16 protein-coding genes are annotated in these 14,973 nt (G+C 73.0%); 7 read left to right on the forward strand and 9 right to left on the reverse strand.

The genetic code is table 11. The features are described 5' to 3' along the window. Positions 1–64 precede the first annotated feature (64 nt). Together AB4039_RS04675 and AB4039_RS04680 are read right to left on the reverse strand one after the other, a co-directional pair. Positions 65–811 carry a sulfite exporter TauE/SafE family protein gene (locus AB4039_RS04675; RefSeq protein WP_442270054.1) on the reverse strand — a complete coding sequence of 249 codons (747 nt, stop codon included), beginning with the start codon at positions 809–811 and terminating at the stop codon, positions 65–67. A 1-nt stretch (position 812) separates the two neighbouring features. After that, positions 813–986 carry a hypothetical protein gene (locus AB4039_RS04680; protein WP_266845697.1) on the reverse strand — a complete coding sequence of 58 codons (174 nt, stop codon included), beginning with the start codon at positions 984–986 and terminating at the stop codon, positions 813–815. A 535-nt stretch (positions 987–1,521) separates the two neighbouring features. Here AB4039_RS04680 and AB4039_RS04685 point away from each other — a divergent pair. Further along, a complete protein-coding gene (locus AB4039_RS04685; protein ID WP_442270114.1) occupies positions 1,522–3,588 on the forward strand; it encodes an alpha-galactosidase in 2,067 nt (688 codons plus the stop codon). Further along, positions 3,585–4,847, forward strand: coding sequence for an MFS transporter (locus AB4039_RS04690; RefSeq protein WP_442270055.1), 1,263 nt, complete (start codon positions 3,585–3,587; stop codon positions 4,845–4,847). Before AB4039_RS04685 ends, AB4039_RS04690 begins: the two co-directional genes overlap by 4 nt. On the opposite strand, the gene AB4039_RS04695 is transcribed toward AB4039_RS04690, so the two are convergent. Next, positions 4,844–5,494, reverse strand: coding sequence for a TetR family transcriptional regulator (locus tag AB4039_RS04695; protein WP_442270056.1), 651 nt, complete (start codon positions 5,492–5,494; stop codon positions 4,844–4,846). The two genes, AB4039_RS04690 and AB4039_RS04695, sit on opposite strands and share 4 nt — an antisense overlap. Positions 5,495–5,558: 64 nt before the next feature. Between AB4039_RS04695 and AB4039_RS04700 the strand changes: the two genes are divergently transcribed. After that, the gene (locus AB4039_RS04700; protein ID WP_266845499.1) at positions 5,559–6,893 is read left to right on the forward strand and encodes a GH1 family beta-glucosidase; all 1,335 of its coding nucleotides are present in this window, start codon (positions 5,559–5,561) and stop codon (positions 6,891–6,893) included. Positions 6,894–6,937: 44 nt separating this feature from the next. Here the strand turns inward: AB4039_RS04700 and AB4039_RS04705 are convergent, their stop codons facing one another. Continuing rightward, positions 6,938–7,375, reverse strand: a complete 438-nt coding sequence (locus AB4039_RS04705; RefSeq protein ID WP_266845497.1) for a glutaredoxin domain-containing protein — start codon at positions 7,373–7,375, stop codon at positions 6,938–6,940. 410 nt (positions 7,376–7,785) lie between these two features. On the opposite strand from AB4039_RS04705, the gene AB4039_RS04710 reads away from it, so the two are divergent. Further along, positions 7,786–8,505 carry a methyltransferase domain-containing protein gene (locus AB4039_RS04710; protein ID WP_442270057.1) on the forward strand — a complete coding sequence of 240 codons (720 nt, stop codon included), beginning with the start codon at positions 7,786–7,788 and terminating at the stop codon, positions 8,503–8,505. A gap of 125 nt (positions 8,506–8,630) precedes the next feature. Here the strand turns inward: AB4039_RS04710 and AB4039_RS04715 are convergent, their stop codons facing one another. From AB4039_RS04715 to AB4039_RS04730, 4 genes are all read right to left on the reverse strand, one after another. After that, positions 8,631–9,431, reverse strand: coding sequence for a hypothetical protein (locus tag AB4039_RS04715; RefSeq protein ID WP_266845494.1), 801 nt, complete (start codon positions 9,429–9,431; stop codon positions 8,631–8,633). Positions 9,432–9,757: 326 nt separating this feature from the next. Next, positions 9,758–10,420, reverse strand: coding sequence for a phosphatase PAP2 family protein (locus AB4039_RS04720; protein WP_266845492.1), 663 nt, complete (start codon positions 10,418–10,420; stop codon positions 9,758–9,760). A gap of 11 nt (positions 10,421–10,431) precedes the next feature. Beyond that, complete coding sequence (locus AB4039_RS04725) at positions 10,432–11,040, reverse strand: phosphatase PAP2 family protein (protein ID WP_442270058.1); 609 nt, start codon at positions 11,038–11,040, stop codon at positions 10,432–10,434. Then, positions 11,037–11,552, reverse strand: coding sequence for a DedA family protein (locus AB4039_RS04730; RefSeq protein WP_442270059.1), 516 nt, complete (start codon positions 11,550–11,552; stop codon positions 11,037–11,039). Before AB4039_RS04730 ends, AB4039_RS04725 begins: the two co-directional genes overlap by 4 nt. On the opposite strand from AB4039_RS04730, the gene AB4039_RS04735 reads away from it, so the two are divergent. Both AB4039_RS04735 and AB4039_RS04740 read left to right on the forward strand, forming a co-directional pair. Then, the gene (locus AB4039_RS04735) at positions 11,551–11,931 is read left to right on the forward strand and encodes a BlaI/MecI/CopY family transcriptional regulator (RefSeq protein ID WP_442270060.1); all 381 of its coding nucleotides are present in this window, start codon (positions 11,551–11,553) and stop codon (positions 11,929–11,931) included. The genes AB4039_RS04730 and AB4039_RS04735 overlap by 2 nt on opposite strands. Beyond that, the gene (locus tag AB4039_RS04740; RefSeq protein WP_442270061.1) at positions 11,928–12,869 is read left to right on the forward strand and encodes a M56 family metallopeptidase; all 942 of its coding nucleotides are present in this window, start codon (positions 11,928–11,930) and stop codon (positions 12,867–12,869) included. Before AB4039_RS04735 ends, AB4039_RS04740 begins: the two co-directional genes overlap by 4 nt. Positions 12,870–13,012: 143 nt before the next feature. Here AB4039_RS04740 and AB4039_RS04745 read toward each other — a convergent pair whose 3' ends face one another. Further along, entirely contained in the window at positions 13,013–13,540 is a 528-nt protein-coding gene (locus tag AB4039_RS04745) for a MarR family winged helix-turn-helix transcriptional regulator (protein ID WP_266845680.1), read from the reverse strand. Between the two features lie 176 nt (positions 13,541–13,716). On the opposite strand from AB4039_RS04745, the gene AB4039_RS04750 reads away from it, so the two are divergent. Continuing rightward, positions 13,717–14,847, forward strand: a complete 1,131-nt coding sequence (locus AB4039_RS04750; protein ID WP_442270062.1) for an NADH:flavin oxidoreductase — start codon at positions 13,717–13,719, stop codon at positions 14,845–14,847. Positions 14,848–14,973: the final 126 nt, after the last annotated feature.

A 14,973-nucleotide genomic window follows, 5' to 3' on the forward strand; every position in this document is an offset into this window, starting at 1 on the left:
GGGTATTGATGAGGATGTGGTGAAGGGTGTGGTGAAAGGTGTGGTGAAGGGATGGGTCGCCAGGTCAGTGGAGGGCGTCGGCGAGCATGAGGGCGGCGACGGCCATGAGCACGGTGGCGAAGATCCGCTGGAGGGCGGGTCCCGAGACCTGGGCGGCGAGGCGTTTTCCGTCCCACGCTCCGAGGATCGCGGCGCCGGCGAAGGGGGCGATGACCGCCCAGTGCAGCGGGGCGTGGCTGCCGGCGCGGGCGGTGAGCGCGGCGAGGGAGTTGGCGGTGATGACCAGGAGGCTGGTGCCGACGGCGGCGCGCATACGCAGTCCCAGTACGGAGACCAGGGCCGGGACGGCGAGGAAGCCGCCGCCGACGCCGAGGAACCCGGTGACCGCGCCGGGCCCGGCGCCCGCCCCGGCAGCCCGAGCGGGCCGTACGGGCCGAGGCTCCCGCTCGGGGCCTGATGAGCTGAACATCCGCCGGGCGGCGAGGGCGGCCACGGCGGCGAACGCTGCGGTCAGGACAGGTTCGGGGACGCGGGCGGCCAGCATCGCCGCGGCCGTGGCGGGCAGGATGCCCGCCGCCGCGAACAGGGCGCCGGTCTTCCAGCGGACGTCGCCGGAAGTGGCGTGGGTGTAGAGGGCGGTGGCGGAGGTGGCGGTGACGATGATCAGGGATGCGGTGGTGGCTGCGGCCGGGGTGAAGCCGAGGAGGTAGATCAGGGCGGGTACGGCCAGGACGCTGCCACCGCCGCCGAGCGCCCCGAGGGCCAGTCCGATGACGGCTCCGGCGGCGAGGGCGAGTATGAGCGTGCTCACGCTATCCGGCCGCGGCTTCCGCGCTCGTCGACGACCGGGAGCCCGGCCGACGCCCAGGGCGCAGCCGCCGCGAGGACCCGCGGGGCGGGTCGACGACCGCCGCGGTGCGCGCGCCGCCCGCCAGGTAGCTGCGGTTTCCGATGCCCTCGGTCTCGATGCTGTCGATGAAGAACACGTGGTTGCTCCTTTCGGCTGACATTTACCCCCGGGGGTATATTTCGAGCGTAGCACGGGTACCCCGGGGGGTATTTTCTCGCCGCCTGCGGCTCCTGCGTGAGTGAGGGCTCCTGCGGATCGCGGAGCCGCCGGCCGGCCGGCCAGAGCAGTGGACCGCCGATCGAGCTGTCGTGCGACGTGGGCGACCCGGGGCGGGGACGCAGCCGGGTCGCCGTGCGTGCCGGCGGGGCCGGTCGAGGGAAGAGCGCGGTGACGTCGAGCAGCCGCGGCGGGGTCGTACGGATGGCGTTGCCCATGGCGGCGACGCTGCCGGCAGCCTCGGACACCGGGTGCGCCGATCGCCGTTCGGCCGGCACCGGGCAGCTTCCCCGGCGGCGCGGGATCCGGGCAGTGACCTCGGGCCCGCGAGGATCCCGCCAACCCGGTGGAGCGGTCCTCTTCTTTCCCCGACTCCGTCCCCCCTCAAGGGGGTTGGCGCCGCAGGTGCGCTCACGTAGCATACGCGCAAAACATGAGCCCTACTCACATTGAGGCTGCGTGTGATCACCTACCATTCCGAAGCCCGCCTCTGGCTGCTGAGCACGCCCGGCACCTCCTATGCCTTCCGGCTGGACGCCGACGATGTCCCCCGGCACGTGCACTGGGGCCGGCCGCTGACCCTGGAGCAGGCCGTCGTGGTCGCGGCCGGCCTTCCCGCCGAGGACCCCGGCGGCGACGACCCCGGCGGCGAGGAGTACGCCGTCGAGGGCGGCCTGCGGTTCGGGGCACCGTCGTTGACCGTCCGGTTCGAAGACGGCGTACGCGGCTTCGAGTGGCGGTTCGTCGCGCACAAGGCCGAGGCCGGCCTGCTCACGCTCTCCTTCACCGACCGCGTCCGCTCCCTGGGTCTCGACCTGCACTACCGGATCCGGGACGGCCACGACCAGGTGGAACGCTGGGCGGTCCTCACCGCCGACGAGCCGGTGGACGTCCTGCGGTTCGACTCCGCCGCCTGGACACTGCCCGCCCGCGACGACTACCGGGTCAGCCATGTGGTGGGAGAGTGGGGCAGGGAGTTCCAGCTCCAGCGCGACCGGGTGCCCATCGGGGAGACGGTGTTCACCAGCCGCCTCGGCATCACAGGACGCCACGCCGGACCCTGGTTGATGCTCGACGCGCACGACGCCGCGGAGGAACACGGCGAGGTCTGGAGCGCGGCCCTCGCCTGGAGCGGCAGCCGCCGGATCACCCTGCGCCGCGACCCTTACGGCCGCGCCTCCTGGACCGGGGGCTTCGGCCACGAGGGCCTGGTCTGGAAACTGCTCCCGGGAGAGCGCCTGGAGACCCCCGTCTTCACCGGGCTGTACGCCCCCGACGGCTTCGGCGGCACCAGCCGCCGCTGGCACGCCTACGTCGAAGGCCAGGTGCTGCCGGCCCGGCCGGCCGAACGCCCGCTGATCTTCAACTCGTGGGAGGCGACCGAGTTCGACATCAGCGAGAAGCAGCAGACCGAGCTGGCCGAGCTGGCCGCGGGGCTCGGCGTCGAGATCTTCGTGGTGGACGACGCCTGGTTCGGCGCCCGCACCGGCGACACGGCGGGGCTCGGCGACTGGTGGCCCAACCCCGACCGCTTCCCGAACGGCCTGGGCCCGCTCGCCGACCGCGTTCGCGCGCTGGGCATGGGCTTCGGCCTGTGGGTCGAGCCCGAGGCGGTCAACCCCGACAGCGACCTCTTCCGTGCGCACCCCGACTGGATCCTCTGCCAGGACGGCCGTACGCGCACGCAGGGCCGCAACCAGCACGTACTGGACTTCGCCCGCCGCGACGTCCGTGAATGGGCAGTCGAATGGCTGGTCAGGACCGTCACGGAGCTGGACGTCGCCTTCCTCAAATGGGACATGAACCGCTCCTTCAGCGAGGCGGGGCAGCCGGGGGCCGCCGACCCCGACCGGGTCTGGGTCGAACACACGCGCGGCGTCTACGAGGTGATGGACCGGCTGCGTGCCGCCCGTCCCGACCTGTACCTGGAGTCGTGCGCGGGCGGCGGCGGCCGGGCCGACCTGGGCGTGCTGGCCCGCGCCGACCAGGTCTGGGCCTCCGACAACACCGACGCCGCCGAACGTGTGGCGATCCAGCACGGCCACTGCCAGCTGCTGCCCGCCCGGACCATGGGCGCATGGGTCACCGACAGCCCGAACGGCTTCACCGCCCGCCCGGCTTCCATCCGGTACCGCTTCCACGTCTCCATGGCCGGGGCCATGGGCATCGGCGGCGACCTGCGCAAATGGAGCGGGGATGAGCTGGCCGAGGCCCGGGCGCTGGTCGAACAGTACAAGCGGATCCGGCCCGTGGTGCACGGCGGAGCCCTGTACCGCCTCGGGCAGGACGCCGTGCAGTACCTCACCGGGGACGAGATCGTCGTCTTCCGCTTCCGGCCGTCGGGGCTCACCCGCACCGTCGCCCGCACCCGGCTGAAGGGCCTCGACCACCGCGCCCGCTACCGGGACGAGGACACCGGGGCCGTCCACGAAGGCGCCGTCCTGCTCGGCCACGGCCTCCCACCCCTGTTGGCCTTCGACTGCACGAGCGAGCTCGTCCACCTCAAGAGAGTGCCCCGATGAGCCTGGCCCCCGCACGGCCCGAAGCCCTCGCCGAGCCGACCCGCAGGGTCGGCCCCGGCTGGATCGCCCTGTACGTGCTGGCCAACACCGGGATGTTCATCCCGATGCAGGTGCCGACCACGTTCCTGATGCCCGCGCAGATCGCCCGGATCGATCCGGCGGGCAAGGTCGGCTCCTACGCCTGGGTCAGCATGATGGGCGCGATCTCGGGAATCGTGATCGCACCGCTGGCCGGCGCGCTCTGCGACCGCACCACCGGCCGATTCGGGCGCCGCCGGCCGTGGATGATCGCGGGCTCGCTGGCCTGTATGGCAGCGCTGATCTATACCGGCATCCAGACGACGGTCGCCGGGATCACGCTCGGCTCTCTCCTGCTGTCCGCCACCTTCATGATCATCGGCGCCGGGATCGCCCCGGTGATACCCGACCGGGTCCCCGTCGCGCAACGCGGCGTGGTCCTGGGCTGGGCCACGGTCCCGCAGGCCGGCGGCCTGATCGCGGGCGGGCTGCTGCTCGGACTCCTCACGGGCTTCCCCGCGCAGTACGTGCTGATGGCCTCGTTCCCCCTGCTGATCACGCTGTTCGCGGTCGTCATGAAGGACCCGCCGCTTCCCGCCGGCCACCGCGAGCCGTTCTCGCCGCGCGCGTTCCTGGACGGCTACCGGATCAGCCCGCGCAGGCACCCCGACTTCGTGTGGGCGATGAGCTCCCGGTTCATCATGGGACTGGGCTACGGCCTGGGCACGCTCTACATGCCGTACTTCCTGGACGACGTCCTGCACTACGAGCAGTTGTTCCCCGGCCGGTCCACCGAGGACGGCCTGCTCATCGTGGTCGGCGTCAACTGCCTGGCCACGATCTCGACGGTCGTCCTCAGCGGCTGGCTCTCGGACAGGCTGGGCAAGCGCCGCATGCTCGTCTTCGTCGGCGGCCTCACGATGGCCGTCGCCGCGATCCCGCTCGCCCTGTCGCCCACCTGGACCATGACGCTGGTCGCGGCCGTCATCCTGGGCCTGGGCTACGGCGTGTACCTGGCCGTCGACACCGCCCTGGTCACCGAGGTGCTGCCCGCCTCGGCGGACCGCGGCAAGGACATGGCCCTGGCCAACCTGATGGCTTCCCTGCCGTACGTCCTGGTACCCCCGATCGCCTCCGTCGTGCTCGGGGATCTGGGGGGCTACCCCTCGTTGTTCCTCGGCTCCGCTGCCATGTCCGCGCTGGGCGCGGTACTGGTCTGGAAGGTCAGGAGCGTCCGCTAGTGCGCTTCCCGACGTGTCGCGAGCGACCGGACCCGGTCGTTCAGGTAGCTGTTGAGGACTCGTTTGCACTCGGCGATCAGCTGGGGGTCGCCCTGCGGATCGGTACGGAAGGCAAGTCTCAGCACGCCGTCCGCGCATTCCAGGGCCACCCGGATGGCGAGCCCCAGTTCGGCGTCGTCCTGGACTCCGGACAGGGACCCGGTCAGCGAGCGCAGCCGGCCGGCGACCGCCGTGTTGTTGTCCAGGGCCGGATCGAGGGTGTGGTCCCGGCCCACCGCGCCGAAGTCGACCACGCCGAAACCGGTGACGGTCCGGCGCATGGCGACGTACTCCTCGACGGCCACCTCGACGACGCCCGAGACGTCATCCGGCTCCTCGCGCTCCAGCCGGACCGCGACCCGCTCCAGGAAGGCCTCCAGGTTCCGGGCGGCGAGTGCGCCGATCAGCCCCTCCCGGTCGGAGAAGAACTGGTAGAGGGTGCCGATGGACACCTCGGCCCTGCGCGCCACTTCCTTGGTGGTCAGAGCGGCGTAGCCGACCTCGTCCAGGAGTTCGGCGCAGGCGTCCAGCAGCCGTTCGAAACGTTCGGCGCTGCGCTTCTGCACGGGCTGGCGGCGCAGCGACCCCGAGTTGCGATCTTGGTTCACCGTTCCATCATCCCATCGAGCGAGCTAATATGAGCCGGACTCACATTTTGGGAGGTTGCAGTAGATGAGGCTGGACCATCTGCCGGCGGACTTCGTCTGGGGTGCCTCGACGGCGTCCTACCAGATCGAGGGCGCCACCAAGGAGGACGGCCGCGGGCCGTCGGTATGGGACACCTTCACCGCCCGCAGCGGTACGGTCCGCGACGGGCACACCGGTGACGTGGCCTGCGACCACTACCACCGGTACGAGGAGGATCTGGCGCTGATGGCCGAGGCGGGCCTCACCGGCTACCGCTTCTCCATCGCCTGGCCCAGGATCCGGCCGACCGGCAGCGGCGAGGTCAACTCCCGGGGCCTGGACTTCTACGACCGGCTGGTCGACGGCCTGCTCGCACGCGGCGTCGAGCCCGTCCCGACACTGTTCCACTGGGACCTCCCACAGGGCCTTGAGGACGAAGGCGGCTGGCTGAACCGCGACACCGCGTACCGCTTCGCCGAGTACACCGCCGTCGTGGCCGACAGGCTGGGCGACCGCGTCCAGAAGTGGATCACGCTCAACGAGCCGTTCATCCACGCGGTCTGGGGCTACGGCCTCGGCGTCCACGCGCCGGGCCGCGCCCTGTTCCTGGACTGCCTGCCGGTCGTCCACCACCAACTGCTCGGCCACGGCCTCGCGCTGCGGGAGCTGCGGGCACGCGGCCTCCAGGTGATGATCGCGAACAACTGCACCCCGGTCTGGGCCGCCTCCAACGCCCCCGCCGACCGCGCCGCCGCGCAGGCCTACGACAACCTCCACAACCGCCTGTTCAACGACCCCCTCCTCACGGGCACCTACCCCGACCTGTCCGCCTACGGCGCGGACGCCACCCTCGGCGGCTCCGTCCGGGACGGCGACCTCGGCCTGATCTCGGCCCCGCTGGACGCGCTCGGCATCAACTACTACAACCCGACGCGGATCCAGGCTCCGACGTCCGCCGGCCTGCCGTTCGAAGAGGCTCCCATCGAGGGCTACCGCCGCACCGCCTTCGACTGGCCCGTCGTCCCCGACGGCCTACGCGAACTGCTCGTCGGCCTCAAGGAGCGCTACCCCGCCCTCCCTCCGGTCTACATCACGGAGAACGGCTGTTCCGTCGAAGACGTGGTCACCGCGGACGGCACCGTCCCCGACCTCGACCGCATCGACTACCTGGACTCCCATCTCCGGGCCGTCGACACCGCCGTGGCCCAGGGCGTGGACGTCCGCGGCTACTTCACCTGGACCCTGATGGACAACTTCGAATGGGCAGAGGGCTTCCATCAGCGCTTCGGTCTCGTCCACGTCGACCACGACACCCAGGTCCGCACCCCGAAGGCGTCCTTCGCCTGGTACCGCGACCTCATCCGCGCCCAGCGCGGCTGAGCCGCCGGTCGAGCCACGGCTCTCCGGTAGGGCGCGGTCTCCGCTCACGCGGAAGGGGAGAGCTGCTCGCGCACCCATGCGGGTTCGGGGTTGGTGTGCGGCCGACCCGCCACGACGACCGTCGGCACGGTCTCGTTGCCGTCGTTGGCCGCTCTCACCGCTGCCGCTCCTGCCGGGTCGCTCCAGATGTTGACCCAGTGCAACCGGCGGGCGCTGCGGCCCAGCCGGATGCGCAGTCGTATGCAGTACTTACAGCCCGGACGCCAGAAGACGACCGGCCGGCCGTCGGCCGCGCTGCGGCGTTCTGCCTCCCCCGCGCCGATCGACCTCGGGAAGATCAAGGGCGAGTTCATGCCCGCGAGCGCCAGGAACGCCGGCAGGAGTGCTGCGGCCGTGCCGGGGTTCCCTTCGAAGATCAGCCCGGTCGCGACGGCCGAGCCGCAGAGCACCAGCAGCATCGGCAGGATCCAAGCGCGCATCATGGGGCCCAGGCTATCGATGAGCCGAAATGCCCTTCGAACCAGGCTGTGGGTGTGCGGCGCATGTGGGGCAGCTTCGTCTGATCTGTCCGACTCGCGAGTCGGTCGACTTCCCGAACCCGGCGGGCTCTTCCTCACCGTGGGCGTCCCCGGCAGCCCCGTGGAGGTCCTCCTGTGGACGCACAGTGCGGTTTGGGATGAGGGCACGTGGCGAATCCCGGTGATGGGGGCGGTCACGGCATGGCCCTCCGGATGCGCGGCGCACGCGGAGCGCGCCGGCGGCGCGACCGCCCTCTCGAACATCCCCGCGAGGCTAGGGCGGCCGCCCGCCGGGTAGCCAGCAGGCACGGCGGAACCCGATGCACCACCCGCCTCACACCGCACATGCAGGCCGCACGCCGCGAGGAGCCCCCATGACCGTGTCCGACCGCTACCGCACCTCTTGGGACGGCTTCTGGGAGCAGAGCTCCGGTGAACCGGGCGAACCCTTCTGGGACGCGGACCCGGCCCTGACGGCGCGGCGCGACCTCGACCACCTCGCCCCGTACGCCGACCACTCCCTCCCGGTCGCCGACCTCGGGTGCGGCAATGGCACCCAGACCCGCTTCCTCGCCACCCGCTTCGCCGGCGCCGTCGGCGTCGACCTCTCCGCCGCCGCCGTCGCCCACGCCCGCCGCGCCGATCCGGACGGCGCGGCCGCGTACGAACAGCTCAACCTCGCCGACCCGGTCCAGACCGGCGACCTGCACGAGCGCCTCGGCGACACCAACGTCTACATGCGGGCCGTCCTGCACCAGAGCGACCCGGAGGACCGCCCCGCGGTGGCCGCCGCGATCGCCCGGCTGGTCGGCACGCACGGCCGCGCCCTCGTCCTGGAACCGACCGGCGAGGCCAAGGACGTCATCGCCGCCATCGCCGCCCGGCCCGGCGGCCCCTCCCCCAAGCTGCGCCGCGTCAAGGAGCACGACCTGCGCCCCGGCGAAGTCGCCGAGGGCGAAGTCGCCGCCCTGCTGCGCGCGGCAGGCCTCACCGTCCTCGACGAGGGCACGACCGCCCTCGCCATGAGCGAGACCCGCCCCGACGGCTCGCCGGTGGAACTCCCGGCCCGCTGGTTCGTCGCCGGGCGCCCCTGACCCGGCGGCCTGCGCGTCCCACAGCCGGATCGTGAAGCCGTCGCCGCCGGCGGCCGACGTGTTGCCGTGCGGGCCACAGCCATGGCCGGCACACCGGCTGTGGGCGCCCCCGCGTGGCTCGGGCCTCAGGCGGCCCGTGCGGCGGGAGTCGGCGGCACGGGCGTGTCGGCGCGGCTCACCTGGAGGTATCCGACGAGCGCGGCGATCGGGACCAGCAGGGCGAGGCTGACCGCGCCGGTCCCCCACCCGAGCCCGTCGCGCGTGGTGGGGACGCCCATCCAGTCCGCGAACGAGGCGCCGAGCGGCCGGGTGAGGATGTACGCGGCCCAGAAGGCGGCCACCGCGTTCAGCCCGAGGAAGCGGCGGCACAGCACCGGCAGCGCGATCAGGGCTGCGAAGAGGACACCGGAGGGCAGGTAACCCAGGTTCAGGGTCCCGGCCGTGAGGTCGCCCACCGCGGTGCCCAGGGCGAAGGTGGTGAGCACCGTCGCCCAGTAGAACAACTCCCTGCGGGTGGTGCGGATGCTGTGGATGGAGAGGGTCCGCTCGAAGGCGTACCAGAGGGTGAGGACGGTGGCGAGGGCGAGGGTGAAGCCCACGGCCGACACCGTGTAGGGAATGCCGGCGATGACGTGGACGACGTCCGCGGCCATCGTGCCGAAGACGCTGACCATGACGATCGCCGACCAGTAGAGCCACGGCCTGTAGCGCGCCGACCAGAACTGCAGGATCAGCAGCGACGCCAGTCCGGCGAGTCCGAGGCAGCCGGCCGGGACCGGGCCCAGCGTCCGGGCGAGGTAGTCGGACGCGGTCTCTCCCATGCCGGTCGTGAGGATCTTCACCGTCCAGAACCAGGCGGTGACCTCGGGGACCTTCGAGAGGGCGGCCCCCGGTCGGGCGTGGTGGGACTCCCCCTGCCGGGGCACGCGCGGGTTCCGCCGTGCCGCTGTCCTGCTGTCCGCCTCTACCCTTGCCATCGACGTCCACCCTCCCGGCGCCGACTGGGGCGCCGTACCGCTGATGCCGGTGTGCGGGCAGGCGTCGGCAACCGGGCATCCCGGAGCCGGCCGGCCACCCGAACCAATGTCTACACAACTGTAGACGAGACTGCTCGGCCCACCGCCACCCGGGCGGGGGTTGCCGCCGGCACCTGGAACCCGGCGCAGAGCGGCACGAGTTCCAGCGGCGAGGCGGGCGGCGGCGACGGCCCGGCCCAGCCGCTCCCGGGGCCGTGCCGCCACCGGAACACCCCTCACGTGACGGCTTCTCGGGGCACCCGGGCCCGTCCGACCCCGGCGTCCACGGCCATGGCGGCGGCGAGCCAGGTGAGGGCGTAGAGCCAGCCGCCGAGGACATCGGTGGCCCAGTGCACGCCGAGGTAGACGCGGGTCAGGCCGACCGTGACGGCCCAGCAGGCGAACAGGACCCAGCCGAGCCGGGCGGCGGCGGGAGAGGCCGTGCGCCACACCGCCCAGGCCAGCAGGCCGGCCACGAGCGCCGAGGTGGTGGTGTGGCCGGAGGGGAACGAGAAGCCGGAGGCGTGCGTCACCCGGTCGGCAACGGGCGGACGCGGCCGGGCCACCCCGTACAGGACGGCGTAGCGCAGGCCCTGGGCGAGGAGCAGGAATCCGAGCGCGCCCGCGGCCGTCATCAGCCGGCCGCGGGCGCCCCGGCCCCAGCCGGCGACGAGCCCCGCGGTCACGGCGCACAGGTACGGGACGGGGCCGGTCCCGGTCGTGGTGACGGCCCGCGCGAAGGCGACCGCGGCGGCGGGACGGTGCTGTACCGACCAGCGGTGCACGCTCTCGTCGAGTGGGTACGGGCTGCCGTGGCGGGCCGCGACCAGAGCGGTCAGCACGGCGAACAGGACTGCGCACAGCGCTGCGGCCAGGCCCCAGCGGGTGGCGCTCCGCACGGCGGGGACCCTCACCGGGGGGCGACCAGGGGCCGGAGCGGCGAGCTGCCCAGCCGCTGTACGAGGGGGGTCGCGCGGCGGGCCGTGCGGGTCAGCAGCCAGGCGACCACCGCCCCGACGACCAGGCCGGTGACGGCGTCGTGGGGGTAGTGGGCGCCCACCCAGACCCGGGAGAAGGCCATCAGCAGTGCGGCCGGCAGCGCGATCGCCGCGAGCCGGCGGTYGGTGACCCAGAGGGCCGCGGCCGCCGCGCCGGCGATGGCGGCGTGGTTGCTGGGGAACGACCAGTCACCCAGGGGCGGGCAGGCCTCCAGCGTGACCGCGTGCAGGGTCTGGCAGGGCCGCTGCTCCCGGAAGAGCGATTTGATGCCGGTGTCGGCGAGGAAGGCGAGGACCACGACGAGGGGCGCTGCCAGCGCCGTGGCGGTCCTCGCCGGGTCGGCCGCCGCCCGGGCGCGCCACCAGGCGGCCAGCATCAGTACGGCGAAGAGGGCGAGGCCGTAGTCGGACCAGGCGGTGACCAGCCCGTCGAGCCAGCCGGGGGCCCGCTGGGCGAGGCCGGTGAGCCAGGTGTACAGGTGTCCGTCGACGGCGGGGCCGTCCAGGGCGAGCAGGCTCAATGCGAGCCTCCGTTCGAAGTGCGGGGACTCCGCCGACGGATGACTTCCACGGCGAGCGGGGCGAGCGAGACGAGTACGACGAGGGCGACGATCGGGAGGAGGTGGCGGTCGACCTCGGGCACCGAGGAGCCGAGCGCGTAGCCGGCCGGCACCAGACCCACCGTCCACACGAGCCCGCCGACCGCCTGCCAGAGCGTAAAGGCGCGGACCGGGACGTTCAGCGCCCCGGCCATCGGGTTCAGGACGGTGCGCACGAGCGGCACGGAGCGGGCCAGGACGATCGCCTTGGCATGTCCGTACCGGTCGAGGAGTTCCTCGGCCTTCGCGGGCCCGAGCGCCAGCGGGCCGAGCGCCTGCGACGCCGCGGCGAAAGCGGGCAAGGTCACGTCGAACGGCTCCCATGGGGTGAGAGGAACGGGGTCCGGTACAACGCCCCTTGCCGACCGGCGGCTACAGTTCCCCAAGTGGTCTACAGAACTGTAGACGATCGATGTCTGGAGGAGCGCACCCATGGGCGACAGGAACCCGGAGCGGCGCCCCGCCGGCGAGCTGGAGGCCGGCGTGCTGGCGGCGCTCTGGGCGGCGGACGGGCCGCTGTCCCCGGGCCGGGTCCAGGAGATCATGGGCGGGTCCCTCGCCCGCACGACCGTGACGACGATCCTGTCCCGCCTGTACGAGAAGGGCGCTGTGACCCGCAAGCGGTCCGGCCGCGGGTTCGTCTACGTCCCGACCGAGGACGCCTCCGGTCTCACCGCCCGGCGCATGCACGCCGAAATGGCGAAGGACCGGGACCGCGGGGCCGTACTGAGCCGCTTCGTCTCACAGCTGAGCGGCGAGGACGAACGTCTGCTCCGCGCCCTGCTCGACGGGGAAGGGGACGACGCGGCGTGATCCACATCGCCTGGCTCCCCCTCCTCGTGCCGTTCCTGGCCGCACCGGCGGGCAGGCGGCCGGCCTCGCACCTGTCTCCGCGGCAGGCGGTCCGGCTGCTGACGGCGGCCGCGGCCGGCCTCGCCGCCGCGAGTACCTGCGCGCTGGCCCTGCTGATCGTCCCCGGCGCCACCCACCTCCACGTCGTGGCCGCGCCGGGCCATCTGCTCACCCCGCTGAGCAGTGGATCACCCGACGCCGTCATCGCGATCGCCGTCACCGCCGGGGCCCTGCTCGCCTGGTGCGCCGCCCGACTGGTGCAGGGGGTGCGCCGGCGCCGGACCCAGCTCCGCCGGGCCGGAATGCTCGCGGCCGAGGCGGACGGCGAACTCGTCGTCCTGCCGGACGAGCACCCCGACGCCTACGCGCTGCCCGGGAGCCCGGGGCGCATCGTCGTCACGTCCGGCATGCTCCGCGCACTGTCGGCGCCCGAGCGCGAGGTCCTGATCGCCCACGAGCGCGCCCACCTCCGGGAGCGCCACCACCTCTTCACCGCCGTGGCCGACCTGGCCGGCCTGTGTCACCCGGCGCTGCGGACCCTGCGCGAGCCGCTCGCGTACGCGCTGGAACGCAGTGCCGACGAATCCGCCGCCCGCGCCGTGGGCAGCCGGCGCCTGACCGCCCGGGCCATCGGCCGGGCCGCTCTCGCGACCCGCGCCTCCTCCGCTGCCGGCCGTACGCGGCCCGGGCCGGCCCTCCCGGCGACCGCAGGGCCGGTTCCCCGCCGCGTCGCCGCCCTCCTCGGCCACGGCACCGAGGCCAGGACGGCCCGGCCCCACGCCCAACGCGCCGCGGTCGTGGCACTGGTGGCCTGCGTGGCGCTCTCCGCCGGGGCGTCCGTCCAGGCAGCCGACGACCTGCACGACGGCATCGAAGCCGCCCAGGGCGAATCCCGCTGAGACCCCACGCCCGAAGCGGGCAGGTCCCGGGCGAAGCCCTGCCCCGGACCCGACTCCGACAGCTGCCACTGCCACTGCCACGACCACGGCCACGGCCCGCCGCCCGGCGTGCTGGCGTTTCCACGGGGCGGTTTGCGGGCGTCCTACGGGGAGGGGGTCGCGGGTGCCTGCGCAGTGGAAGTCGAGGATTCCCACGACGCGGTTACCGCGGATTCCCGCGGGACCGGCTGATGGCAGGCGGCGCGGGTGTCGTCTTCCTCCGTGCGCGGCCAGTAGCGTCCTTCGAGGGCCTCGGCGCTGCGGTTCAGCCGGACCAGGACGTCCTCCAGCTCCTGGACCTCCTCGGGGGACCAGCCGGCGACCACCCGGGCCAGGCAGGACCGGTTGACCTCACGGTCTGCGGCGAGGCGGCGCCCGCCTTCGGCGGTGATGCGCAGCTTGCGGGCCATGCCGCCGTCCGGGTCCGCGACGCGCTCGGCCAGTCCGCAGCGCAGCAGTGCGGCCGTCTGGCGGTTCACGGTCGAGGTGTCGAGCCCGAAGGCCTCCGCCAACTGCCCGATGGACATGGGGCCTTGGGTGTCGATCCGGCTGAGCAGCAGGTACGCCGACCGCTCCAGGCGTTCGGGGTCGCGCTCGCGCCGGGCAAGCACCTGGTGCCGTGAGAGCAGCATCAGCTCCCGCTCCAGTTTCTCCAGCACTGCGCCTCCCGCTCCTTCCGGCGCCCCATTATCGCCGACCCGAGGGCCGGTGGACCCTATCGAGCCACGATATGCATGCTACACAACATGTGTACTATGCACTTCTCGTCGTCACCCCGACGAGCCACAGCCTCAACCGGAGGATCCGCATGACCGTCACCACCTCCACCGCCTCCCGCGCGGCCGAGATCCTGTCCCGGCCCGTCACGCTGAACGGCCTGACCGTCCCCAACCGCATCGCGATGGCTCCGATGACGCGGATGTTCTCCCCGGACGGCGTGCCCGGGGAGGACGTGCGGGCGTACTACGCCAGCCGGGCCGCCGCGGGTGTCGGCCTGATCGTCACCGAGGGCACCTACGTCGGTCACGATTCCGCCGGGCAGAGCGACCGGGTGCCGCGGTTCCACGGCGAGGAGCAGCTGGCGGGGTGGGAGAAGGTCGCCGCGGCCGTGCACGAGGTCGGCGGCACGATCGTGCCCCAGCTGTGGCACATAGGCATGGTGCGCAAGCAGGGCGAGGCACCGTACGCCGACGCGCCCGCCGTCGGCCCCTCCGGCATCCGCGTCGACGGCACGGAGGGGACCGGCAAGGCGATGACCCGCGCCGACCTCGACGACGTCATCGGCGCGTTCGCCGACGCCGCCGCACAGGCCGCGCGGATCGGCTTCGACGGCGTCGAACTGCACGGCGCCCACGGCTACCTGCTCGACCAGTTCCTGTGGGAGCGGACCAACCGCCGCACCGACGCGTACGGCGGCGACGCCGTGGCCCGGACGAAGTTCGCCGCGGAGATCGTGGCCGCGGTCCGCGAGCGCGTCCCGGCCGACTTCCCGGTGATCTTCCGCTACTCGCAGTGGAAGCAGGAGGCCTACGACGCCCGGCTCGCGCAGACCCCGGAGGAGCTGGAGGCGATCCTGGCCCCGCTGGCGGCGGCCGGCGTCGACGCGTTCCACGCCTCCACCCGGCGCTACTGGCTCCCGGAGTTCGAGGGCTCGGACCTGAACCTGGCGGGCTGGACCAAGAAGCTCACCGGCCGCCCGACCATCACCGTCGGCTCGGTCGGCCTCGACGGCGACTTCATCCGCGCCTTCGTCGGCGAGGGCGCGGCGCTCGGCGACATCGACAACCTCCTGGACCGCATGGAACGCGACGAGTTCGACATGGTCGCCGTCGGCCGGGCGCTGCTCCAGGACCCGCAGTGGGCGGCGAAGGTCCTCGGCAACCGCTTCGACGAGCTGAAGCCGTACGACGCGACGGCCCTCAAGTCGCTCAGCCGGTAGCCGGTAGTAGGTCGCCGGTAGCCGTCCGGACGCCCGGACGTCCGGACGCCCGGACGTCCGGACGCCCGGACGCCCGGACGCCCGGTCCGCGAACGCCCCGTGACGTCGCTCCGCCGACGCCACGGG

It is taken from the genome of Streptomyces sp. M-16, from assembly GCF_052114405.1.
Taxonomy (GTDB): domain Bacteria; phylum Actinomycetota; class Actinomycetes; order Streptomycetales; family Streptomycetaceae; genus Streptomyces.

Excerpts from the sequence above, each read along its gene's own strand:
- AB4039_RS04710 (WP_442270057.1), top strand. The coding sequence starts at position 7,786 with ATGACCGTGTCCGACCGCTACCGCACCTCTTGGGACGGCTTCTGGGAG.
- AB4039_RS04705 (WP_266845497.1), bottom strand. The coding sequence starts at position 7,375 with ATGATGCGCGCTTGGATCCTGCCGATGCTGCTGGTGCTCTGCGGCTCG.
- AB4039_RS04735 (WP_442270060.1), top strand. The coding sequence starts at position 11,551 with ATGGGCGACAGGAACCCGGAGCGGCGCCCCGCCGGCGAGCTGGAGGCC.
- AB4039_RS04750 (WP_442270062.1), top strand. The coding sequence starts at position 13,717 with ATGACCGTCACCACCTCCACCGCCTCCCGCGCGGCCGAGATCCTGTCC.
- AB4039_RS04690 (WP_442270055.1), top strand. The coding sequence starts at position 3,585 with ATGAGCCTGGCCCCCGCACGGCCCGAAGCCCTCGCCGAGCCGACCCGC.
- AB4039_RS04730 (WP_442270059.1), bottom strand. The coding sequence starts at position 11,552 with ATGGGTGCGCTCCTCCAGACATCGATCGTCTACAGTTCTGTAGACCAC.
- AB4039_RS04700 (WP_266845499.1), top strand. The coding sequence starts at position 5,559 with ATGAGGCTGGACCATCTGCCGGCGGACTTCGTCTGGGGTGCCTCGACG.
- AB4039_RS04745 (WP_266845680.1), bottom strand. The coding sequence starts at position 13,540 with ATGCTGCTCTCACGGCACCAGGTGCTTGCCCGGCGCGAGCGCGACCCC.